At 69.1% G+C, this 22520-nt stretch carries 21 protein-coding genes and 1 pseudogene; 14 read left to right on the top strand and 8 right to left on the bottom strand.

Features of this window, described 5'->3' with window-relative positions; genetic code table 11:
* Nucleotides 1–16 precede the first annotated feature (16 nt).
* The gene (gene qcrC, locus AWC17_RS11745) at nucleotides 17–883 is read right to left on the bottom strand and encodes a cytochrome bc1 complex diheme cytochrome c subunit (RefSeq protein ID WP_082123140.1); all 867 of its coding nucleotides are present in this window, start codon (nucleotides 881–883) and stop codon (nucleotides 17–19) included.
* Nucleotides 884–923: 40 nt separating this feature from the next.
* Entirely contained in the window at nucleotides 924–1535 is a 612-nt protein-coding gene (gene ctaE, locus AWC17_RS11740; RefSeq protein WP_046185788.1) for an aa3-type cytochrome oxidase subunit III, read from the bottom strand.
* A gap of 138 nt (nucleotides 1536–1673) precedes the next feature.
* Here ctaE and trpD point away from each other — a divergent pair, with 138 nt between their 5' ends.
* Nucleotides 1674–2771, top strand: a complete 1098-nt coding sequence (gene trpD, locus AWC17_RS11735) for an anthranilate phosphoribosyltransferase (RefSeq protein WP_046185787.1) — start codon at nucleotides 1674–1676, stop codon at nucleotides 2769–2771.
* Here trpD and AWC17_RS11730 read toward each other — a convergent pair.
* Nucleotides 2709–4550, bottom strand: a pseudogene (locus AWC17_RS11730) (DEDD exonuclease domain-containing protein); the annotation flags it as partial. The gene trpD and the pseudogene AWC17_RS11730 sit on opposite strands and share 63 nt — an antisense overlap.
* A 169-nt stretch (nucleotides 4551–4719) precedes the next feature.
* Here AWC17_RS11730 and AWC17_RS33435 point away from each other — a divergent pair.
* From AWC17_RS33435 to pimB, 4 genes are all read left to right on the top strand, one after another.
* A complete protein-coding gene (locus tag AWC17_RS33435; protein WP_082123251.1) occupies nucleotides 4720–4974 on the top strand; it encodes a hypothetical protein in 255 nt (84 codons plus the stop codon).
* Nucleotides 4975–5160: 186 nt separating this feature from the next.
* Complete coding sequence (ripC, locus tag AWC17_RS11720) at nucleotides 5161–6312, top strand: peptidoglycan hydrolase RipC (protein WP_047323624.1); 1152 nt, start codon at nucleotides 5161–5163, stop codon at nucleotides 6310–6312.
* Nucleotides 6313–6358: 46 nt separating this feature from the next.
* On the top strand, nucleotides 6359–7198 hold the full coding sequence (locus tag AWC17_RS11715; RefSeq protein ID WP_046187295.1) for a hypothetical protein: 840 nt from the start codon (nucleotides 6359–6361) through the stop codon (nucleotides 7196–7198).
* Nucleotides 7199–7245: 47 nt separating this feature from the next.
* Entirely contained in the window at nucleotides 7246–8403 is a 1158-nt protein-coding gene (pimB, locus tag AWC17_RS11710) for a GDP-mannose-dependent alpha-(1-6)-phosphatidylinositol monomannoside mannosyltransferase (RefSeq protein ID WP_047323625.1), read from the top strand.
* Nucleotides 8404–8471: 68 nt separating this feature from the next.
* On the opposite strand, the gene AWC17_RS11705 is transcribed toward pimB, so the two are convergent.
* A complete protein-coding gene (locus AWC17_RS11705) occupies nucleotides 8472–10274 on the bottom strand; it encodes an AMP-dependent synthetase/ligase (RefSeq protein ID WP_047323626.1) in 1803 nt (600 codons plus the stop codon).
* 155 nt (nucleotides 10275–10429) lie between these two features.
* On the opposite strand from AWC17_RS11705, the gene AWC17_RS11700 reads away from it, so the two are divergent.
* The 5 genes from AWC17_RS11700 (at nucleotide 10430) to AWC17_RS11680 (ending at nucleotide 13834) form a co-directional block, all read left to right on the top strand.
* The gene (locus tag AWC17_RS11700) at nucleotides 10430–10819 is read left to right on the top strand and encodes a hypothetical protein (protein WP_046184011.1); all 390 of its coding nucleotides are present in this window, start codon (nucleotides 10430–10432) and stop codon (nucleotides 10817–10819) included.
* Between the two features lie 116 nt (nucleotides 10820–10935).
* Nucleotides 10936–11370, top strand: coding sequence for an SRPBCC family protein (locus AWC17_RS11695; protein ID WP_046184007.1), 435 nt, complete (start codon nucleotides 10936–10938; stop codon nucleotides 11368–11370).
* A 14-nt stretch (nucleotides 11371–11384) separates the two neighbouring features.
* On the top strand, nucleotides 11385–12635 hold the full coding sequence (locus AWC17_RS11690; protein WP_208618373.1) for an ArsA family ATPase: 1251 nt from the start codon (nucleotides 11385–11387) through the stop codon (nucleotides 12633–12635).
* Nucleotides 12632–13012 (top strand): hypothetical protein, encoded by a 381-nt coding sequence (locus AWC17_RS11685; protein ID WP_085164664.1) that lies wholly within the window; start codon nucleotides 12632–12634, stop codon nucleotides 13010–13012. Before AWC17_RS11690 ends, AWC17_RS11685 begins: the two co-directional genes overlap by 4 nt.
* Nucleotides 13013–13096: 84 nt before the next feature.
* Nucleotides 13097–13834, top strand: a complete 738-nt coding sequence (locus tag AWC17_RS11680; RefSeq protein WP_085164662.1) for a lysophospholipid acyltransferase family protein — start codon at nucleotides 13097–13099, stop codon at nucleotides 13832–13834.
* Between the two features lie 13 nt (nucleotides 13835–13847).
* Here the strand turns inward: AWC17_RS11680 and AWC17_RS11675 are convergent, their stop codons facing one another.
* Nucleotides 13848–15131 (bottom strand): glycosyltransferase 87 family protein, encoded by a 1284-nt coding sequence (locus AWC17_RS11675; RefSeq protein ID WP_085164660.1) that lies wholly within the window; start codon nucleotides 15129–15131, stop codon nucleotides 13848–13850.
* A 108-nt stretch (nucleotides 15132–15239) separates the two neighbouring features.
* Between AWC17_RS11675 and AWC17_RS11670 the strand changes: the two genes are divergently transcribed.
* The 3 genes from AWC17_RS11670 to AWC17_RS11660 are packed head-to-tail and all read left to right on the top strand — an operon-like array spanning nucleotide 15240 to nucleotide 18095.
* Nucleotides 15240–16112, top strand: a complete 873-nt coding sequence (locus AWC17_RS11670; RefSeq protein WP_141224600.1) for a hypothetical protein — start codon at nucleotides 15240–15242, stop codon at nucleotides 16110–16112.
* Nucleotides 16113–16121: 9 nt separating this feature from the next.
* Nucleotides 16122–16646 (top strand): polyadenylate-specific 3'-exoribonuclease AS, encoded by a 525-nt coding sequence (locus AWC17_RS11665; RefSeq protein WP_047323628.1) that lies wholly within the window; start codon nucleotides 16122–16124, stop codon nucleotides 16644–16646.
* A 60-nt stretch (nucleotides 16647–16706) separates the two neighbouring features.
* On the top strand, nucleotides 16707–18095 hold the full coding sequence (locus AWC17_RS11660; protein ID WP_046184000.1) for a class II 3-deoxy-7-phosphoheptulonate synthase: 1389 nt from the start codon (nucleotides 16707–16709) through the stop codon (nucleotides 18093–18095).
* Nucleotides 18096–18099: 4 nt separating this feature from the next.
* Here the strand turns inward: AWC17_RS11660 and AWC17_RS11655 are convergent, their stop codons facing one another.
* Entirely contained in the window at nucleotides 18100–19341 is a 1242-nt protein-coding gene (locus AWC17_RS11655; RefSeq protein WP_197083408.1) for a protein kinase domain-containing protein, read from the bottom strand.
* Between the two features lie 80 nt (nucleotides 19342–19421).
* Between AWC17_RS11655 and AWC17_RS11650 the strand changes: the two genes are divergently transcribed.
* Entirely contained in the window at nucleotides 19422–19826 is a 405-nt protein-coding gene (locus AWC17_RS11650) for an Rv2175c family DNA-binding protein (protein ID WP_046183999.1), read from the top strand.
* A gap of 7 nt (nucleotides 19827–19833) precedes the next feature.
* On the opposite strand, the gene AWC17_RS11645 is transcribed toward AWC17_RS11650, so the two are convergent.
* Nucleotides 19834–21381: an alpha-(1->6)-mannopyranosyltransferase A gene (locus tag AWC17_RS11645; protein WP_046183998.1), complete on the bottom strand. Its 1548-nt coding sequence runs from the start codon at nucleotides 21379–21381 to the stop codon at nucleotides 19834–19836.
* A gap of 4 nt (nucleotides 21382–21385) precedes the next feature.
* Nucleotides 21386–22435 (bottom strand): bifunctional (2E,6E)-farnesyl/geranyl diphosphate synthase, encoded by a 1050-nt coding sequence (gene idsA2, locus AWC17_RS11640; RefSeq protein ID WP_046183997.1) that lies wholly within the window; start codon nucleotides 22433–22435, stop codon nucleotides 21386–21388.
* Between the last annotated feature and the right edge of the window lie 85 nt (nucleotides 22436–22520).

Here is a 22520-nt window from a genome sequence, read left to right as displayed (position 1 = left end):
ATCGTCTCGGCGCGGCTCATGATGCTCGTGCCCCAATCCACAGTGCCAAACCGATGGCGGCGACCATCCCGATGATCCACGCGGCCATGCCCTCGGGTGCGGGCCCGAATCCACCGAGGCCGTAGCCGCCGGGCTGGCGCTCTTCAGTGACCGCCTTGATGTAGCCGATGATGTCCTTCTTGGCTTCGAAGGACAGCTGACGGTCGGAGAACTTGGGCATGTTCTGCGGGCCGGTCCGCATCGCCGCCAGGATCTGCTGCTCGTTGGCCGGCTCCAGGGCCGGCGCGTACTTGCCCGACGACAGCGCGCCGCCCTTGCCGGTGAAGTTGTGGCACGAGGAGCAGTTCAGCCGGAACAGGTCCCCGCCACGGCCCAGGTCCTCGCCGCGCAGCGACTTCATGGCCAAGCTGCCGTCCGGGTTGCGCACCGTGGTCGGGCCGCCTCCGTTGGCCTGCACGTACGCGCCCAGCGCGTCGACCTGCCCCTCGTCGAAGATCGGCTCCTTGCGGGGTGCCTGGGCCTCGCCGGTCATTGCGGGCATCCGGCCGGTGGACACCTGGAAGTACACGGCCTCCTCGCCGACGCCGATCAGGCTGGGCCCGCGGTCGGGCACCCCCTGCAGGTTGGCGCCGTGGCAGGACACGCACGACGTGTCGAACAGCTGTTTGCCGGTCCGCAGCAGCGCCGAGGACGACTCGTCGGCGACGGCCACCTGCGGGCGCGGCGTCAGCACGGCGGCCAGCCCGCCGGCGATGGTCAGCGCGATCAGCAGCAACAGCCCGCCCGACAGCCGGCGGCGAAGGCGCCGCCGGGAGCGATCACTGGCGGCTTTTCGCGGCTGCCCGGGCCGCGCACCGGATCGGATAGACCCCAGTTTCTTCAACCCAGCACTCCTGTTCATTCCTTTTTGAAAGCGCCGGCCTTCATCGGATGAAATAGATCACGGTGAACAGCGCGATCCACACGATGTCGACGAAATGCCAGTAGTAGGAGACGACGATGCTCGCGGTGGCCTGCGCCGGGGTGAACTTGCTCATCGCGGTGCGGGCCAGCAGGAAGATGAAGGCGATCAGACCGCCGGTGACGTGCAGGCCGTGGAACCCGGTCGCCAGGTAGAACACGCTGCCGTAAGCGCTGCCGTGAATGGTCGTCCCGTGCGTCGCCAGGTGGTAGTACTCGTAGCCCTGGCCGAGGACGAAGAACAGGCCCATCAGGAAGGTGATCACGTACCAGCGGCGCAGCCCGAAGACGTCGCCGCGCTCGGCGGCGAACACCCCCATCTGGCAGGTGAACGACGACGCGATCAGCACGAGCGTCACCGGCACGGCCTGATACAGGTTCAGTTCGGTCGGTGGCGGCGGCCACTTTCCGCCGGATTGGGCACGCGCGGTGAAGTACATCGCGAACAGGCCGGCAAAGAACATCAGCTCGCTGGAGAGCCAAACGATGGTGCCGACACTGACCATGTTGGGTCGATTCAACGAATGAACCCGCGACGTGATTGCAGTACCTGAGGTCCCTACAGCGCTGGTCACATCCGCAAGTATGACGCTTTGTAGTTGTTCAACTCCACCCGGGGCGGCATTTGATGTTTTCGCGTCGCGACCGGGTCCGGAGCGGGCGGCTTTCCGCGCCTGTTGGGGGAGGTTCGGTCCTCGTGGGACCATCGGCCCGTGGCTCTGTCATCTGAGGATTCGTCCCTCGGCGGGTCCGTCGCGGGCGCGCCCGGGGCGGCACCGTCGTGGCCGCGGGTGCTGGCCCGGTTGACGGACCGTCACGACCTGGTGCGCGGCCAGGCCGCCTGGGCCATGGATCAGATCATGTCGGGCGACGCGAGCCCGGCCCAGATCGCCGCCTTCGCCGTGGCGATGAAGATGAAGGTCCCCACCTCGGCCGAGGTCAGCGAGCTGGCCGACGTCATGCTGAGCCACGCGCTCCCGATGCCCGCCATGCGCGACGACACCGTGGACGTCGTCGGGACCGGTGGCGACGGCGTCAACACCGTCAACCTTTCCACCATGGCGGCGATCGTGGTCGCGGCCGCCGGCGTGCCGGTGGTCAAACACGGCAATCGCGCGGCATCGTCGTTGTCCGGCGGCGCCGACACGCTGGAGGCGCTCGGGGTGCGCATCGACCTCGAACCCGAGCAGGTCGCGCAGAGCCTGACCGAGCTGGGCATCGGATTCTGCTTCGCGCCGCTATTTCACCCGTCGTACCGGCACGCGTCCGCGGCGCGCCGCGAGATCGGGGTGCCGACTGTGTTCAATCTCCTTGGGCCGCTTACCAATCCGGCGCGGCCGCGGGCCGGCCTGATCGGCTGCGCGTTCGCCAACCTGGCCGAGGTGATGGCCGGGGTGTTCGCCGCGCGCCGGTCCAGCGTGCTGGTGGTGCACGGTGACGACGGGCTCGACGAGTTGACCACGACCACCACCAGCACGATCTGGCGAGTACAGGCCGGGACGGTGGACAAGCTGACGTTCGATCCGGCCGGATTCGGTTTTGCCCGAGCCGATCTCGACGACCTGCTGGGCGGCGACGCGCAAACCAACGCGGCGGAGGTGCGTGCGGTGCTGGCCGGTGCCAAGGGCCCGGTCCGGGACGCCGTCGTGCTCAACGCCGCCGGGGCGATCGTCGCACACGCCGGCCTATCCAGCCGCGCTGAATGGTTGCCGGCGTGGGAGGACGGGTTGCAGCGCGCCAGCGCGGCCATCGATTCCGGTGCGGCCGAACAGCTGCTCGCGCGATGGGTGCGGTTCGGCCAGCAGGTCTGAATCGTGTTGGGCCGCTTGCTCGTAGGCCAGCCGCGCCGAGCGCGCCGAGGCCGCCCACGCCGCCCACGCGCCGGCCGCGCGCAGCGGTGAAGCCCAGCCCGCGGCGTCGGGGGAGTCGTCGACACGGACGATGCGCACCCCCGGACCGGCCAGCCAGCGCGCGATGAGGGCGGATTCCTCCACCAACGCACCGCCCAGGGGGGCCGCCGTCGGCAAAATCGCTTGTGCCCCAGCCACAATGGCTTCGACAACCGGCATCGGGGGCACCCCGCGCCTGGCGGTGCCGGCCGCGGCGAGCTGGCCGTGCCGGACGACGGCGAGGTGGTAGCCGCCCTGGCCGTCGGGTGCGGCGGCGATCAGCTCGGGCAGCGTGGCCAGGGCGCGCAACCGCTGGCCGCGCCAGAGAATGTCGACGGCGGCGGCGGTGCGGTCACGCAGGCGCGCGGCGCTCTCGAAATGGCGGCGGTCGGCCAGCGCCGTGACCTGATCCACGGCGGCCGACAGGGCCCCGTTCTCCATCCCGTCGATCAACGCCGCGACGCGCGCCACGGCCGCGGCGTACTGCGTGGCCGTGATGTCGCGCGCCGCGGGGCAGGGCGAGACCTCCGCCTCGGCGCAGGCCGGCCCGTGCAGGACGGAGCGTCCCAGCCGGGCCGTGCAGGTCCGCAGGCCGGTGAAGCGGGCCAGCAGCGCGGCCGTGTCGGCGGCGTCTGGCCGCGATCGGAACGGGCCGACGGCGCGGTCGTGGCGGGGCGCTCGCACCACCGCGAGCCGCGGGAACGCCTCGTCGGTGAGCGCCACCCACCACCACCGGTGCGGGAACCGGGACCGGCGGTTGTAGGGCGGGGCGTGCGCGGCCAGCAGCCGCAGCTCGCGGACGCCGGCCTCCAGCGCGTGGGCGCACTCGACGTGGTCGACCGCGGTGGCGAGGCCGACCATTTCCTTCATCCGGCCGCGCGGGTCGGCGCCGGTGAAGTACTGCCCGACCCGGCGGCGCAGGTCGACGGCGGTGCCGACGTAGAGCACCTCGCCCGACGGCCCGCGAAACAGGTAGACCCCCGGCCGGCGGGGCAGGCCCTCGGCGAGGACCCGCTTGAGCCGCTGGGCCGGGGTCACGTCCGGCAGGTAGGAGCGCAGATCGGCGTAGGTGTGCACCCCCTGGTTGCCCACCCGTTCGATGAGCGCGTGCAGCACGTCGACGGTGGCGCGGGCGTCGTCGAGGGCGCGGTGGGTGGGCTGGGTGGCGACGGCAAACAGCCGCGCCAGCGCGGCCAGCCGGACGCTGGGGGCTTCCTCGCGGCTGAGCACCCGCCGGGCCAGCCGCACCGTGCACAGCACCTGCGGCCGGGGCCAGGGGATATCGCACCGCGCCGCTGCGGCGCGCAGAAATCCGATGTCGAACCCGGCGTTGTGGGCGACCAGCACCGTCCCGCTGTCCAAGCCGGCGAACTCGAGAAACATCGGCAACACCGCGTCGATGGTCGGAGCGTCGGACACCATCGCGGTGGTGATGCCGGTCAGCTGCACGATCTGGGGCGGGATGCTGCGCTGCGGGTCGACCAGCGTGGCGAACTCGCCGAGCACGACGCCGGCGCGGACCTTGACCGCCCCGATCTCGGTGATGGCGTCGGGAGCGTGGCCGTCGGTACTTTTCGTGCGCCCGCCGGTGGTCTCCAGGTCCACCACCACGAAGGTGGTGTCGCGCAGCGAGACGTCGGCGCTGGCGAAGGATGACCCCAAGTCGGCGAAACTGAGCTGAGTCGCACCACCGGCACCCATGGCCGCGACGTTAAGCGTGACCACCGACACCCGCGCAGCTCCCACGCCGAACGGATCCAAGCCGTTTGCCAGCGGAAACGACGGGCCGGCTGGTTGTCGGTGGCTGCGGTTACCGTTCGGCTAGTCCGACCTGACGTTCACCAAAGCCTGACCGAGAGGACCGATCCTGATGGCACGAAGCAGTGGACCCGACAGCTACGGCGCCGCGGCGCCGGAAGCGGGGGCGCCGGTGGTGATCGACTGCGACGACTGCGCGGTGCGCGGAGCGGGATGCCGCGATTGCGTAGTCAGCGTGTTACTCGGGGTCCCGGAAACTTTATTGGAGGATGAATGCGCTGCATTGGCGGTGCTTGCCGATGTCGGCCTGGCACCGCGATTACGGTTAGTGCCTATCCGCCGCGGACGCGATTCAGGCGTCGCCTAAGATGCTTTGCGTGCCAAAGGTTTACGAGGGGGGTCAGCGTCGTTCACATGATAATGACAGAAATCTATCCAATTTCTTAACCGCTCGCTTTGGACAAACGTCGATATCGTTTCGTAACCTGTTTGAGACCTAAACCCAGCTCGCCGGCGCATCCGGTCGTCGATGGCCGTTTAAGGAAGCAAAATCTTGAGGCTTGACTCTAGATACCCGTTTGCGCGTGTCCTCACACGAGTTGCCATCGGGACGCTAGCGGGCTTCACGGTGTTATCCGGTGTCCTTGCGGCGAACGTCTCGGCCGACCCCGCCGACGACGCGCTGGCGAAACTCAACCAGTTGTCCCGCCAGGCCGAGCAGACCACCGAGGCGATGCACAGCGCGCAGCTCGACCTGAACGACAAGCTGGCGGCCCAGCGTGCGGCCGACAAGAAGCACGACGACGCCCAGGCCGCCGTCGACGCGGCCAAGGCTCGCCTGGCGTCGTTCCAGAGCGCCGTCAACAAACTCGCCGCCGCGACCTACATGGGCGGCCGGGTCGACGGCATGACGGCTATGTTGACCGCAGGATCGCCGCAAGGGCTGATCGACAAGCTGGCCATGCAGCGGCTGATGGCGACGCAGATGTCCGACCAGATGACGAACTTCCGGGCCGCCGGCGAGCAGGCCGCCAAGGCCGAGCGGGAAGCCGCCAAGTCCGCCGCCGACGCGAAGAGCGCGGCCGAGCAGGCCGCCGCCGTGCGAGCGAGCCTGCAGTCCAAGCAGAGCCAGCTGCAGGTGCAGATCGCGGTCGTCAAGTCGCAGTACGTTTCCTTATCGCCTGAGCAGCGCACCGCGCTCGCCGATCCCGGTCCCGTCCCGGCCGCTGCCCCGGCACCCGGGTCGCCCGCGCCGGAGGCCGCGCCGCCCGGCGCGCCGCTGCCCGCCGGGCAGGCACCCGGAGAGGCTCCTCCGCCCGGCGGAATGCCCGGACCGTTCGGTGGCGGGGTCGGCGGCGGTGACCGCGGGACCGTCGTGCAGGCGGCGTTGACCCAGGTCGGTTCGCCGTATGTCTGGGGCGGCGCCGCGCCGGGCGGGTTCGACTGCTCAGGCCTGGTGATGTGGGCGTTCCAGCAGGCCGGCATTTCGCTGCCGCACTCCAGCCAGGCGCAGGCTCAAGGCGGTCAGCCGGTGGCGGTGTCGGACCTGCAGCCCGGCGACGTGATCACCTTTTATAACGACGCGTCACATAGCGGCATCTACGTCGGTGACGGCATGGTGATCCATTCCTCCACCTACGGCCAGCCGGTGCGCGTGGTGCCGATGAATGCCGCAGGCCCGATCCACGACGCCCGCCGCTACTAGCGGCCCAGGCGCGCGGCGCCGGCGGCTGACCACTCTGCTGGCCTGGGTGTTTGTCGTCGAATTCATCGTGGCGGCTGCCGTGCCGTTCGACGCGGGACGCGATCGCGGGACACGACCCGCGCAGCTGGTCACGCCCGCGCGCAGCCAGGTCGGCGCCGCGACGAAGTCGCTGGTCGTCGGTGACCGCACCGTTCGGCTGGTTGGCCTCGGCGACCCGGCCGGTGACCGCCTGCTGTCCCGGGTGGCGTCCGACATCGGCGCCGCGATCAACGCGGTCGAGGCGTTCTGGGGCGTCGGCTGGTCGCGCGACATCTCGGTGGTTGCGGCCCACACGGACGAGGAATTCCGTGCCGCCGCCGGCGGGGGAGCGGCGGCGCAGTGGGCTGACATCGCGGCCGTGACGGTCGTCGACCGTGTCGATCCCGCGCACCGGGTGGCCATCGGTCAGCGGATCGTTTTCGCGCCCGGCGCGGCCGGCATGACCGAGGGGGCGCTACGAATCGTGTTGACGCACGAGCTTTTTCACTACGCCGCACGGGTGAACACCGCCCCGGATGCGCCCCGATGGCTGACCGAAGGCGTGGCCGATTTCGTCGCCCGGCCGCGGACTCCGGTGCCCGCCGACGCGCTGCCGGTACCACTGACGCTGCCCTCGGACGCCGACCTGGACGCGCCCGGGTCGCAGCGCTCGCTGGCCTACGACCGCGCGTGGTGGTTCGCGCGCTTCGTCGCGGACAGCTTCGGGGCGGGCAAGCTGCACGATCTGTATCTGGCCAGCTGCGGTGCCGGGCACACCGACGTGCCCGCCGCCGCCCACGCCGTCCTGGCCACCGACTCGTCCGGCCTGCTCGTGCGCTGGCATGAGTGGTTGACCCACTCGGGCTGACCGATGCCCCGCACGGACCGTGGGCGCCGCCAGGCTAGCCTGACGCAGTGAGTCGGGTCCTGCTGGTAACCAACGACTTTCCGCCCCGGCCGGGCGGCATCCAGTCCTACCTGAGTGACTTCGTCGGTCGGCTGGTGGACGCCGGGTTGCATTCGGTGACGGTGTACGCGCCGCAGTGGAAGGGCGCCGACGCCTTCGACGACTCGGCCCGGGCGGCCGGTTATCGGGTGGTCCGTCATCCCGGCACCCTGATGCTGCCCGGGCCGGCGGTGGACGCCCGGATGCGCCGGCTGATCGCCGACAACGACATCGACACCGTCTGGTTCGGCGCGGCGGCCCCGCTGGCGCTGCTGGCGCAGCGCGCCCGGCAGGCCGGGGCGAGCCGGGTGGTGGCCAGCACGCACGGCCACGAAGTGGGCTGGTCGATGCTTCCGGTCGCCCGGTCGGTGCTGCGCCGCATCGGCGACACCACCGACGTCATCACGTTCGTCAGCCGCTACACCCGCGACCGGTTCGCGCCGGCCTTCGGGCCCAACGCCTCCTTGGAATACCTGCCGCCCGGGGTCAACACCGATAGGTTCCGGCCCGACCCGGCGGCCGGCGCCGCCCTGCGCGACCGGTATCGCCTGGGTGAGCGGCCCACGGTCGTGTGCGTGTCCCGACTGGTCCCGCGCAAGGGCCAGGACATGTTGATCAAGGCGCTGCCGTCGATTCGGCAACGCGTCGATGGTGCCGCCCTGGTCATCGTCGGCGGCGGTCCCTACCTGGAATCGCTGCGCAAGCTGGCCCGCGATTGCGGGGTGGCCGAGCATGTCACGTTCACCGGGGGCGTACCGGCCGCCGAATTACCCGCACACCACGCGCTGGCCGACGTCTTCGCGATGCCGTGCCGGACCCGCGGCGCCGGCATGGACGTCGAGGGCCTGGGAATCGTTTTCCTCGAGGCGTCGGCGACCGGCAAGCCGGTGATCGCCGGCGACTCCGGTGGGGCTCCGGAAGCGGTGCAGCACAACAAGACTGGATTAGTGGTCGATGGGCACTCGCTGAACGCGGTCACCGACGCCGTCACCGAGTTGCTCGCCGACCGTGACCGGGCCGCCGCGATGGGCGCGGCCGGACGGGAGTGGGTGACGGCGCACTGGCGGTGGGACACGCTCGCGGCGCGGCTGGCCGAGCTTCTGCGCGGTGACGATGCGGGCCGCTAGCGGCCCCACCGCCATGCTGGCGTGTCCCCCCGCAAGCCGGCGGTGCCCCCAGCTCGGCGTGCCGGCCGCTAGTCCTGTTCGTAGATCGAGTCGATGTCGGAGGCGAACTTCTCGGCCACCACGTTGCGCTTGACCTTCATCGTCGGGGTCAGCTCACCGGTGTCCTCGGTGAAGTCGACCGGCAGGATGCGGAACTTGCGGATGGATTCGGCGTGCGACACCGCCTGGTTCGCGCGCTTGACGGCCGCGTCCACCTCGGCGACCAGGTCCGGGTCGGTGGCCAGATCGGCCACCGACGCGCCGGCCGCCTTGTGGTTGCGCTCCTTCCAGGCGCCGAACGCCTCGGGGTCGATGGTGATCAGCGCGCCGATGAACGGCTTGGCGTCGCCCACCACCATGGCCTGGCTGATCAGCGGGTGCCCCCGCAGCTGGTCCTCGAGCACCGCCGGGGCGACGTTCTTACCGCCGGCGGTCACGATGATCTCCTTCTTGCGGCCGGTGATCTTGAGGAAGCCGTCCTCGTCCAGCGTGCCGAGATCGCCGGTCTTGAACCAGCCGTCGGTGAACGCGTCGTTGGTGGCCTGCTCGTTGTGCCAATACCCGCTGAACACCACGCCGCCGCGCACCAGCAGCTCGCCGTCCTCGGCGATGCGGATGCTGTTGCCCGGCAACAACGTTCCGACCGTTCCGATCCTCACGTTGCCGACCTGGTTGACCGTGATGGCCGAGCTGGTCTCCGTCAGGCCGTAGCCCTCGTGGATGGTCAGGCCCACACCACGGTAGAAATGGCCCATCCGCGCGCCCAGCGGCGCGCCACCCGAGACGGACGCGTGGCATTCACCGCCGAGCGCGGCGCGCAGCTTGTGATAGACCAGCCGGTCGAACAGCGCATGCTTGGCCCGCAGCACGAGCCCGGGTCGCCCGCGTTCCTGCGCCTGGCTCCAGTCGACCGCGGTTTGCACGGCAGCCGCGAAGATCCGCCCCTTGCCGTCATTGACCGCGTTGTGCTCGGCGGTGTTGTAGACCTTCTCGAACACCCGCGGCACCGACACCACCACCGTCGGCTTGAACACGGCGAACATCGGCAGCAGGTTCTTGATGTCGCTGGTGAATCCGACGGTCACCTTGTTGGCGAACGCCGAAAGCGTCAGCGAGCGCGCCAGCACGTGGGCCAGCGGCAGGAAGATCAACAGCCGCTGCCCCTCGTCCAACAGTGTCGGCAGGCACTCCTTGGCGCCCCGGGTCTCGTACAGCAGGTTGGAATGGGTGAGTTGGCAGCCCTTGGGCCGTCCGGTGGTCCCCGAGGTGTAGATGAGCGTCGCCGGGTCGTCGGCGCGCAGCGCCTCCTGGCGGGCGGTCAGCTCGGCGGGCTCGACCGACGCGCCGGCCTCGACGAGCTGATCGAGCGCCTTGGGGCCCGAGCCGTCGATGTGCAGCACGCGGCGCAGGGCGGGCAGGTCGGCGGTCAGCTCGGTGACCACCGTGGCGTGCGCGTCGGTCTCGGCGAAGGCCAACACCGCCTCGGAGTCCTGCAGCACCCAGCGCACCTGCTCGGCCGACGACGTCTCGTAGATCGGCACGGTGACCGCGCCCACGGACAGGATCGCGAGGTCGAGGATCGCCCACTCGTAGCGGGTGGCCGAGAAGATGGACACCCGGTCACCGGCCTCTACCCCGAGCGCGATCAGGCCCAGCGCCGCCGAGCGAACTTCTTTGGCCACCTCCGCGCAGGTGACGTCGGTCCAGACGCCGTCGACCTGGCGTCGGAAGATGACGAAGCTGGGGTCCTCGCGCTCGTGCTCGAAGACCATGGCCGCGATGTTGTCGTGCTCGCCGACGGAGAAGCGGGCGGGGACACTGTACTCACGCACTCTTACTGACCTCGTTTGGCTTGGGTGACGGTCCGGGGGGACGGCTTGTTGCCGTCCAGCCTAATCCGCGCATTCGTGCAGGAACGGTGGCAGTCTGCCGGGCCCCGACCGGCCCTCGGCGTGGCCACCGGCGATTGTTGTGTGAAGCTGAGGTGGTGAACAGCATCCAGGTCGCGGACGAGACGTTCATCGCCGTCGACGGTGCGCGGGTCGGCGCCGCCGTCGCCGATCGGTCGTGCTGGCGCCGCTGGTGGCCCGACCTGCGGCTGCAGGTCGTCGAGGACCGCGCCGACAAGGGCATCCGGTGGACGGTCACCGGCGCGTTGACCGGCACCATGGAGATCTGGCTGGAACCGTCGCTGGACGGGGTGGTGCTGCACTATTTCCTGCACGCCGAACCGACCGGCGTGGCGGCCTGGCAGTTGGCCAAGCTCAATCTGGCGAAAATGACACACCGCCGTCGGGTGGCGGGCAAGAAAATGGCCTTCGAGGTCAAAACGACACTGGAACGGTCGCGTCCGGTCGGAGTTTCTCCGGTAGTTTAGCCGGGTCAGGTTTGCGGGGAGAGTACCGTTTCGGACCGGAGGCCCGGGGGTCAGACCCGCACAGTAGTTTCCCCGCCGGCGGCGTCGACCGCTCGCGGGAGAGAGGGCAGCACCAGGTGGCGGAGAAGACGTCGCAGACCATCTACATCGAAGCCGACCCGGGCACGGTGATGGACGTCATCGCGGATATCGATTCCTACCCGCAGTGGATCTCGGAATACCGGGAAGCCGAGGTCCAGGAGACGGACGCCGACGGCTATCCGAAAGTCGCGCGGGTGGTGCTGGACGCCGCGGTGCTCAAGGACACGTTGGTGATGTCCTACCAGTGGCCCAAGGACCGGCAATCGGTCAGTTGGACGCTTGTCTCCAGCTCGCTGTTGCGTGCCCTGGAAGGCACATATCGATTGTCCCCCAAGGGATCTGGCACCGAGGTCACCTACGAGCTTACGGTCGACCTCGCCGTCCCCATGATCGGTTTGCTCAAGCGCAAGGCCGAGCGCCGGTTGACCGACACCGCGTTGAAGGATCTGAAGAAACGAGTCGAGGGCTGAGTGAGTCCAGCGAATTGCGGGCCCCCACCCCGGCCCGGATCAGTCTGTTCGTTGGCAAGGGCGGGGTAGGAAAATCCACGCTCGCGTGTGCCACGGCGGTCAGTGCCGCAAGCGCGGGGCAGCGGGTGCTGGTGGTGTCTACCGACCAGGCGCACTCACTCGGCGACGTGCTCGGTGTCCCCGTCCCGCCCAGTCAGGCTGAACTGGTTCGAGTCCTTGCCGACGACGCGCAGGCCGGTGGTGGCTTTCTCGACGCGCTGGCGCTGGACACGTTGGCCCTGCTCGAGGTCCGCTGGCGCGACGTGGTCGACACCCTGGACCGGCGGTTTCCCGATTCCGAGCTGAGTACCATTGCGCCCGAAGAACTTTCGGCGCTGCCGGGTGTTCAGGAAGTGCTCGGACTGCACGCCGTCGGTCAGCTGGCCGTCTCCGGGCGCTGGGATCGCATCGTCGTCGACTGCGCCTCGACCGCCGACGCGCTGCGGATGTTGACCCTGCCCGCCACTTTCGGGCTTTACGTCGAGCGCGCGTGGCCGCGTCATCGCCGGCTGTCCGTCAGCGCCGACGATGCCCGGTCGGCGGCGGCGGTGGAACTGCTGGAGCGCATCAGCGCCAGCGTCGAGGCGCTCAGCGCCTTGCTCACCGACGGCGAGTTGGTCAGCGCGCATTTGGTGTTGACACCCGAGCGGGTGGTCGCGGCCGAGGCGGCCCGCACTCTGGGTTCGCTGGCGTTGATGGGCGTGCGCGTCGAAGAACTGATCGTCAACCAGGTGCTGGCCGAAGACGAGTCTTACGAATACCGCAACCTGCCGGAGCACCCCGCGTTTTACTGGTACGCCGAACGCATTTCCGAACAGCGTGGTGTTCTCGACGAGCTCGACGCCACCATTGGCGAGGTGGCCCTGGTGTTGACTCCGCACCTGTCCGGCGAACCGATCGGCCCCAAGGCGCTGGGCGCGTTGCTCGACAGCGCCCGCCGTCGTGGCGGAACCGCGCCGCCGGGACCGCTGCGGCCGACGGTAGACCTGGAATCCGGAACGGGACTTGGTTCCATTTACCGAATGCGGCTAGCGTTGCCGCAACTCGATCCGTCGGGGCTGACGCTGGGGCGCGTCGATGACGACCTGATCATCAGCGCGGGCGGATTGCGGCGCAGGGTTCGGTTGGCGTCCGTGCTTCGCCGGTGCACGGTGCTGGACGCCCACCTGCGGGGCAGCGAGCTGACAGTACGTTTTCGACCAGACCCGGAGGTGTGGCCTAAGTGAGTGGGGCTCATCCCGAACTCGGACCGGAGCTGCGCAGGCTTGCCCAGACGATTCTGGACGGAATCGACCCGGCAGTGCGGACGGCGGCGGCGCTGACGGCCGGCCGGGGAGTCGGGACCGGCAAGTGTCAGCAGGTGTGGTGTCCGGTGTGCGCGCTGGCCGCGCTGGCGACCGGTGATCAGCACCCGCTGATCACCGTTATCGCCGACCACAGCGTCGCCCTGCTCGAGGTGATACGCGCCATGCTCGACGACATCAACGGCGCGGCGAAACCGCCACCGGACGGTCCGCCCGGCGATGGCGTCACCGAGGCGGAGGCTCCTGACGCCGCGACCAGGACCCGCTATCAGGCCATCCCGGTCACCGTCGAGGAGTGACCCTGCTGCGCCGAAGGTGGTCCCTTCCGCATGCGATGGGTACAGTTGGCGCAGAACACCGGCGGGCGGGCGAGAGGGAGGGCCATGTGGTACTGGCTATTCAAGTACGTGCTCCTCGGCCCGCTGCTGTACGTACTTGGTCGACCAAAAGTTGAAGGCCTGGAATACATTCCGAGTTCCGGCCCGGCGATCTTGGCCAGTAATCACCTGGCGGTGATGGACAGCTTTTATCTGCCGTTGGTGGTGCGCCGCCGGATCACCTTCCTCGCGAAAGCCGAATACTTCACCGGAACCGGCTTGAAGGGCTGGTTTCAGCGCTGGTTTTTCACCGCCGTGGGGCAGGTGCCGATCGACCGCACCGACGCTGACAGCGCGCAGGCCGCGCTGACCACCGCCGAAAGGCTGCTATCCCAGGGCAAGTTGCTCGGGATGTACCCCGAAGGCACCCGTTCGCCGGACGGCCGGCTGTACAAGGGCAAGACCGGCCTGGCGCGGCTGGCCCTGCATACCGGGGTACCGGTGATCCCGGTGGCGATGATCGGCACCAACGTCGTCAACCCGCCCGGCACGAACATGCTGCGCTTCGGGCGGGTCACCGTTCGCTTCGGCAAGCCGATGGACTTCTCCCGTTTCGAGGGGCTGGCCGGCAACCGCTTCATCGAGCGGGCCGTCACCGACGAGGTGATCTACGAGCTGATGGGGCTTTCCGACCAGGAGTACGTGGACATCTACGCCGCCAGCGTCAAGGAAAACCGCAACGGCTCGGCGGATCAGGGATCGACCAGCGAGGCCACGCGGATCCCCGAGACCGCCGTCGGTTGATCCGCGACGTCGATCAGCCGACCGCTGTCACCGGCGTCAATTGCTGCGGTGCCGCATCCCGCGACGGCTTGCGGGCGCTGACGGTCAGCCCGGCCGCGACGAGGACCGCCAGGGCCCACCACACATAGGACATCCCGGCGAGTTGGCGCCACCAGACCGCCGTCGCCTCGTGATGCTTGGGCAGCAGGTCGATCGGCGACCATCGCATCAGCGCCACCCCTGCGACGCCGACCACGGCCAGCACCACGTTGCGGCGCCGCCAGGCCAATACGGCGAGCACTACGACCGTCGGCAACCCCCACACCCAGTGGTGCGACCACGAGACCGGCGAGACCACTAATCCGAACAGCGCGACGCAGATGACCGCCAGCGCGGGCTCGTCGGCCCGCAGCACCCTGCGCATAGCCCAAACCGTCAGCGCGAGCACCAGCAGCGAGGCCGCCACCCACAGCAGGAAGCGCTGCTGCTCACCCAGCCCGAGCCGGGCCAGCGCGCCGGCGATGTTCTGGTCGGTGTTCAACGCCGCCTCGCCGATCCGATCGGTGTGATGCAAGGTGTGCGTCCAGTACTCCCACGAATCACTCCATGCCAGAACGAAACCGACCGCTGTCGCCAACACGAGCGACGCCAGCGCGGTCAATGCTGCGCGGTTGTCGCGACGCAGCAGGAAGTAGAGCAGGAACACCGCCGGCGTGAGCTTGAGCGCTATGCCCAGTCCCAGCAGCAGGCCGCGCGGCCACGGTGTGCGGCGCGGCAGGCAGTCGGCGATCACCAGAGTCATCAGCACGACGTTGATCTGGCCGAAGGCGAAGTTCGAGGTGATGGGTTCCAGCCAGGTCGCCGCGCCCACGGTGATGACGATGGCCAGCCACCAGCGGCGCAACCACGCCGGGCCGGGCAGCGCCGCCGACTTGGCCCATACGTCGAGGCGGGTCAGCACGATCACGGTCGACACGACGAGCAGCACCAACGTCAACACCGTGATCGCGACGCTGGCGGCCGGCATCTGCAGCCAGGCGAACGGGCAGAACACGATCGCCGCCAACGGGGGATAGGTGAACGGCAGATCGAGCCCGATCGGTGTGTGGAACAACACATCACCGTGGTACAGCGAATGCCCGTGCATCCAGGCTTGGGCGCCCATCTGATACACGTCGATATCGATGCGATAGGGCGTCTGCCGGAACAGTTGCCAGGCCACGTAGCCCAGCCCCGCCGCCGCCAGCAGCCAAAGCCCGCACCACAACAGGACCTGCCCGGGTTTACTGCCCACACCGGGCGCCCGCGATCTACTCATGTCGCACAACAGCGTAATCGGTGCGTGGGCGTGGCACGTGGACCAGCGCGGCTCCCGCGGGGTCGATGCCCACAGGCGTACGTTTCAAGAGTGCTCCACTGGTTCGTGCTGCGGGTGACGCACTGGTTCGCGCACGACATCCTCGGCGGCGGCCGGTTGCCCCTGCTGTCCTGCCTGGTGGCGTTCATCCTGACCTTTTTCGTCACGCGAACGTTCGTGCGCTTCATCCGTCACCGCGCCGGCGCCGGCCGCCCGGCCAGGTGGTGGCACCCGCGCAACGTCCATGTCAGCGGGGTCCACATCCACCACGTGACGTTCGGCGTGGTCTTGGTGTTGCTCTCCGGGCTGACCTTGGTCACCCTGTCCATCGACGGTCATGAACCCGAATTCACCTTGGCCGCAATCTTTTTCGGGATCGGCGCCGCCTTGGTGCTCGACGAGTACGCGTTGATCCTGCACCTGTCCGACGTCTACTGGGAAGAGGACGGGCGCACCTCGGTGGACGCCGTGTTCGCGGCGGTGGGAGTGGCCGGTCTGTTGATCATGGGCCTGCACCCCTTGATGTTTTTCCTGCCGATCTGGGAAGGCGCCGATTCGTGGGCGCTGCGGGCCGTGGTGGCCGGCGCTCTGGTGCTGACGCTGCCGATGGCCGTGGTGGTGGTGCTCAAGGGCAAGGTGTGGACCGGTTTGCTCGGCATGTTCATCGTCGTCCTGCTGGTCATCGGCGCGATCCGGTTGTCGCGCCCGCACGCGCCCTGGGCCCGGTGGCGATACACCACCCAGCCGGAGAAGATGCGCCGCGCGCTGCAACGGGAGCGGACGCTGCGCCGCCCGGTCGTGCGGGCCAAGCTCTATCTGCAGTGCGCGATCGCCGGCACGCCGCGGCTGCCCGACGAACGCGCGGTCGACGCCCAGCTCGACCACGACGTGCACGCGGCACCGCCGCCGGAGGGCACCGAGCCCATCCTGATCAGCAGATAAGCTGCGCCGGTGCGGTACTTCTACGACACCGAATTCATCGAGGACGGCCGCACCATCGAGTTGATCTCCATCGGGGTGGTGGCCGAGGACGGCCGCGAGTATTACGCCGTGTCCACCGAGTTCGACCCCGAACGCGCCGGTGGCTGGGTGCGCGCCAACGTGCTGCCCAAGCTGCCGCCCCCGGCGTCGCAGCTGTGGCGCTCGCGCAGGCAGATTCGCGCGGATCTCGAGGACTTCTTCGGCGTCCAGGGCGCCGAACCGATCGAACTGTGGGCGTGGGTCGGCGCCTACGACCACGTGGCCCTGTGTCAGCTGTGGGGCACGATGCCCGAGTTGCCGCGGGCGTTGCCCCGCTTCACCCGGGACCTGCGGCAATTGTGGGAGGACCGGGGGTGCCCGCCGATGCCGTCGCGGTCGCGCGATGCCCATGACGCGCTGGTCGACGCCCGCGACCAGCTGCGCCGATTCCGGCTGATCATCTCGGCGGGCGCGGACGGCCCCGGGGACGATCCGAACGGGGGGGCACCGGCCTGAGCCCGCCCGGACGACGTTCGCGCTGATCAGTCACCGTCGCGCCCCGGTTACCATGGACCGATGAACTGGACCGTCGACATCCCGATCGACCAGCTGCCGTCGCTGCCCCCGCTGCCGAACGACCTGCGGGCGCGGCTGGACGCCGCACTGGCCAAGCCGGCCGCCCAGCAGCCCAGCTGGCCGGCCGATCAGGCGGCGGCGATGCGCACGGTCCTGGAGAGCGTGCCGCCGGTGACGGTGCCGTCGGAGATCATCCGGCTGCAGGAGCAGCTGGCCCAGGTCGCCAAGGGTGAGGCCTTCCTGCTGCAGGGCGGCGACTGCGCCGAGACGTTCACCGACAACACCGAACCCCACATCCGAGGCAACATCCGCGCCCTACTGCAGATGGCGGTGGTGCTGACCTACGGCGCCAGCATGCCGGTGGTCAAGGTGGCCCGTATCGCCGGCCAGTACGCCAAACCGCGGTCGGCCGATATCGACGCCCTGGGTTTGCGGTCCTACCGCGGGGACATGATCAACGGCTTCGCCCCGGATGCGGCCGCGCGTGAGCACGACCCGTCGCGCCTGGTGCGCGCCTACGCCAATGCCAGCGCGGCGATGAACCTGGTGCGGGCGCTGACGTCCTCGGGGCTGGCGTCGCTGCACCTGGTGCACGACTGGAACAGGGAATTCGTCCGGACGTCGCCGGCCGGCGCGCGCTACGAGGCGCTGGCCACCGAAATCGACCGGGGCCTGCGCTTCATGAGCGCATGCGGCGTGGCCGACCGCAACCTGCAGACCGCCGAAATCTACGCCAGTCACGAGGCTTTGGTGCTCGACTACGAGCGGGCCATGCTGCGGTTGTCGGAGAGCGAGGACGGGGAGCCGCAGCTGTTCGACCTGTCGGCGCACACCGTCTGGATCGGCGAGCGCACGCGCCAGCTCGACGGCGCGCACATCGCGTTCGCGGAGGTCATCGCCAACCCGATCGGCGTGAAGATCGGCCCGACGATGACCCCGGAACTGGCCGTCGAATACGTGGAACGGCTTGACCCGCACAACAAGCCAGGCCGGTTGACGTTGGTGAGCCGGATGGGCAACAACAAGGTGCGCGATCTGCTGCCTCCCATCGTCGAGAAGGTCCAGGCGACCGGTCACCAGGTGATCTGGCAGTGCGACCCGATGCACGGCAACACCCACGAGTCGTCCAACGGCTACAAGACCCGGCACTTCGACCGAGTCGTCGACGAGGTGCAGGGCTTCTTCGAGGTGCACCGCGCGCTGGGCACCCACCCGGGTGGCATCCACGTCGAGATCACCGGCGAGGACGTCACGGAATGCCTCGGTGGGGCGCAAGACATTTCGGACCTGGACCTGGCGGGGCGCTACGAGACGGCCTGCGACCCGCGGCTGAACACCCAGCAGTCGCTGGAATTGGCGTTCCTGGTCGCCGAGATGCTGCGCGACTAGCCCGCTAGAACAGTCCGTTCAGGTTGCTCCCGAGCGTCCACGCCGCGGTGGCCACCAGCCCGGTGAGCGCCAGCACCAGGGCCACCCAGATCAGCGCCATGCGCCGGCCGTGCTGCCGCGCGTACGCGAATTCGCTGATCGGAATGCCCGCGAATTCGCCTGTGACAGGCTGGTATTCGTAGTCGTCGGGTTCCTCGTCGGCCTCCGGTGCGCGCTGCGGCTCGGCCCAGTCCTCGGGGCCACGGGTCAACTGGCGGGTGGGGTGGCGGACCGGTTCGGCCGCGGGCGGCGCTTGCTGTTGCGCGGTGACCGGGCGCTGGCTCGTGCGGCTGAGCTGCAGGGCCGCCGACCGGTGTTGCGCGGAGTTGCGCGGCGCGGGCACCCGAAAGTCCGGCAGCGCAAGTTCTTCGGCGATGGCGTCGAGCTCGGCGCCCATCTCGATCGCGTCGGCGTACCGGACGGCCGGATCGCGCGCGGTCGCACGCTGCACGAACTCGTCGAACTGCGCGGGCACACCGTCGATCGCCGCGCTGGGGGGCGGCACATCGGTGTCCAGTCGTTGGTAGGCGATCGACAACGGCGAGTCACCGGTGAACGGGGTGCGCCCGGTCAGCAACTCGTACGCGAGGACCCCGGCGGAATACACGTCGCTGCGGGGACTGGCGTCGCCGTGGCGCACCTGCTCGGGCGACAGGTAGGCCGCGGTGCCCAAAATGACGCTGGTGGAGGTGATTCCAGCGGCCGCGACGGCACGGACCAAACCGAAATCGGCGATCTTCACGTCGCCGTCGTCGGAGATCAGCACGTTCTCGGGCTTGACGTCGCGATGGACCAGACCGGCCCGGTGCGCCGCGGCGAGCCCGCCCAGCACCGGGCGCAGCACCGCGGCCACGGCATAGGGCGGCATCGGACCGCGCTCGGCCAGCAACTCGCGCAGCGTGCCACCCTCGATGAGCTCCATCACCAAGAAGGGGTGCCGGGCGTCCAAGCCCTGGTCATAGACCGCGACCAGGCCGGGATCCTTGAGCCGTGCGACCGTGCGGGCCTCGCGCTGAAACCGGGTCATGAACTGGTCGTCGCCGGCGTAGCGGGAATCCATCACCTTCACCGCAACGGGGCGATCGAGCCGGGTGTCGAGGCCCCGGTACACCGTCGAGGTGCCACCGCTGGCGATCTTGGACTGCACCAGGTAGCGGCCATCCAGCAACGCGCTGTCCAAGGGGTCTTCCGTCCTGGGTCCGGCCACGGGGCCATCGTAGGTGTGTCGGTGTGATTGGGCGTCAGAACATGGGTTCAATCCGCTTGCCAGGGCCTACACTTGCGCGGGTGAGCAGTGTTCCTGCCGGCGACGATGTTTTGGATCCCGACGAGCCAACCTATGACCTGCCACGGGTCGCCGAATTGCTCCGGATTTCGGTCAGCAAGGTGCAGCAGCAACTCCGGGAAGGCCACCTGGTTGCGGTGAAGCGGGATGGTGGCCTGGTGGTACCCCAGGTGTTCTTCACCAAGTCCGGTGAGGTGGTCAAGACCCTGCCGGGGCTGTTGACGATCCTGCACGACGGCGGCTACCACGACACCGAAATCGTGCGGTGGTTGTTCACTCCCGATCCATCGCTGACGATCACCCACGACGGCAGCCGGGATGCCATCAGCAACGCTCGCCCCGTCGACGCCCTGCACGCGCACCAGGCTCGGGAAGTCGTGCGCCGGGCGCAGGCCATGGCTTGCTGAGCGGCGGCTAGGCCTTTTCCAGGGCCTCATCGGCTTTGTCGGCCCGCCGGTCGGGGGCGCGGGAGAGGCTGTGCCAGGCGATCAGCGCGCAGACGGTGGCCAGCGAAAAATGCAGCCATGAGTACATCCCGTGCGAGCCATCGGGTTTGAAGATCACCATCACCCACGTCGACAGGCCGGCGATGATCGCGAGCGCCCTTCGCGACTGCGCCAGCGGGGCCACCACCGCGAGCGGCCAGGAGTAGTACCACGGCAGAGCCGCGGGGACGAACAGCACCACGACCACCATCGAGAACGCGATGCCGGTCAGCGCGGCCCGGTCGTCGCGCCGAAACCGCCACCACAACAGCGGCAGCGACACCGCGATGATGGCGATCCCGACGAACCGGGTGATCCGCAGCATGGGGTAGAAGTGCACCGCGAAAAGCCCGCTGAACACGGCGTGGATGAGGTTGGCGGCCGCGGTCGGCACGGTCAGCCAGTTGATGATCTTCACCGATCCGGCCAGCGCCGTCAGCCATCCCAGGCCCACACCGGCCACGGCCGACAGGATGCCGAACACGACGGCGAAGATCAGCACCGAAGTCGCCGTGGCCGCCACAAATGCCCAGGCCGTCCGGTACCCGCGGCGGTCGCGCAAATGCCGCGTCCAGACCCACACCATGAACGGCAGGGCGATTCCGGCGGTCGCCTTGACCGCGATCGCCACCGTGATCAGCGAAGTGCTCAGGATGTGGCGGCCGGCGAAACTCAGCGCGATACCGGCGGTCATCAGTCCCACCATGAGCATCTCGTTGTGCACCCCGCCCATCAGATGAATGAGCACCAGCGGGTTGAGAACGCAGATCCACAAAGCCGTAGGGCCGTCCGTGCCCAGGTGGCGGGCCAATCGTGGGGTGGCCCAGATGAGCAGGGCCAGCCCCGGCAGCATGCACAGCCGCAGCAGCGCCGTTCCGGCCACCAGGTTGTTGCCGACCGCCATGGTGACGAGCTTCGCCACCAAGATGAACGCCGGGCCGTAGGGGGCGGTGGTGATCGTCCAGATGGGACTTACGTTGTCCAGCAGGATGTTCGGGTTGGCGACCGGTCCGACCGTGTAGGGATCCAGGCCGTCGCGCAGCAGCGCGCCCTGGGCCAGATACGAATAGGTGTCCCGGCTGAAGACGGGCACCGACAGCAGCAACGGCGCGAGCCAGAAGCCGGTGGTGGCTTTCATCATGAACTCTGTCACTTCGCCGGCCAGCACGCGTCGGCCCAGCCCCAGCCAGGCGATCAGCATGAGGCCCACGCCCATCCACAACACCACCGACGACAACACCAGGCCATGGCCAAAACGCAGCCAGGACATGTGGATTGACTCCAGCAGCGGGTCGTGCTGCCGGGTGCTGCCCGCGCCCAGGCCGCCCACGAGGATGAGTACCGCGCCGAGCATGCCCAGCTTCGCCGGCCGGGACTCCGCGGCGGTGGCGAACGCATGCAGCTGCGAAAACCACCCGTCACCAGACGGTTTCGTTGCCGGCGAGTCGGACGGCGGGGTGTGCGTCGGAGTCGTCATGGGCTCAGGCGGACCGGTCGGTGGCCATTCTGGCCAGCTCGGCCAGCCCCGCTTTGGCCGCGGCGTTGATGGGTGCGGCCGCCAGTGCTGCCAGCGCCCGTTGGGTCAGCTCGGCGATGCGTTGCTCCGCGGCGGCCAGGGCACCCACCGACTCGATGACCCCGCGCAGTCGGTCCACCTCCGCATCGGTCAGCCGCGCCCCGATCGAGTCGCGTAACAGATTGGCCGCCAACGGATCTGACTTATCTGCCAGCTCCACCGCCTCGGCCAGCAGCACGGTGCGCTTGCCCGATCGCAAGTCGTCGCCCGAGGGCTTGCCGGTCACCGCCGGGTCCCCGAACACACCCAGCACGTCGTCACGCAGCTGGAACGCCACCCCGAGGTCCGTCCCGAACCGGCTGAAGACGTCTTGCACGTCGGGTCGGTCGGCGGCGGCCGCCGCGCCCAACTGCAGCGGTCGCGACACGGTGTAGCAGGCGGTCTTGTAGGTGTCGACGTTCATCGCCGACGCGATCGACTCGGCGGCGCTGGCTTCGGCGACGATGTCCAGGTATTGGCCGCCCAGCACCTCAGTGCGGATTTCGGCCCACACCCGCTGGACCCGCCGCACGGCGTCGGGCGGCAGGTCCGCGCGAAAAACGATGTCGTCGGCCCAGGACAGCGCGAGGTCGCCGAGCAGGATGGCGGCCGACATGCCGAACCGGTCCGGCGAGCCGCGCCACTGCCGGTTGCGATGCAGCTCGGCGAACTGGACATGCGCGGTGGGCCGGCCGCGGCGGGTGGAGGAGTCGTCGATCACATCGTCATGCACCAGCGCGCACGCGTGCAGCAGCTCGAGCGCGGAAAACAGCAGCAGCACTTCGGAATCGGGTTCCCCGGTCGCTACGGCGCGCCAGCCCCAGTAGGCGAAGGCGGGCCGGAGCCGCTTGCCCCCGTTGAGCACGAAATCTTCCAGGGCGGCGACCAGGGTCTCGTAATCGCTGCCGATGTAGGCGGTGTCGGCGCGCCGGTCGTGCAGATACCGCCGCAGTTGATCGGTGATCGCGCGGGTCAACTCGACGGTTGCCGCTGCTGCTGGGGCTTTTGGGCTCAGCGCGGCGCCCCTCTCTGCTCGACGTGTCTGGTGTGTGGCAGGCCCG

It is taken from the genome of Mycobacterium nebraskense (assembly GCF_002102255.1).
Lineage (GTDB): Bacteria > Actinomycetota > Actinomycetes > Mycobacteriales > Mycobacteriaceae > Mycobacterium > Mycobacterium nebraskense.
This window is presented reverse-complemented; position numbering and strand designations above follow the sequence as displayed.

Coding starts and splice junctions, on each gene's coding strand:
- AWC17_RS33435 (WP_082123251.1), top strand. CDS start 4,720: ATGGCACGAAGCAGTGGACCCGACAGCTACGGCGCCGCGGCGCCGGAA.
- AWC17_RS11680 (WP_085164662.1), top strand. CDS start 13,097: ATGTGGTACTGGCTATTCAAGTACGTGCTCCTCGGCCCGCTGCTGTAC.
- AWC17_RS11675 (WP_085164660.1), bottom strand. CDS start 15,131: ATGAGTAGATCGCGGGCGCCCGGTGTGGGCAGTAAACCCGGGCAGGTC.
- AWC17_RS11660 (WP_046184000.1), top strand. CDS start 16,707: ATGAACTGGACCGTCGACATCCCGATCGACCAGCTGCCGTCGCTGCCC.
- AWC17_RS11645 (WP_046183998.1), bottom strand. CDS start 21,381: ATGACGACTCCGACGCACACCCCGCCGTCCGACTCGCCGGCAACGAAA.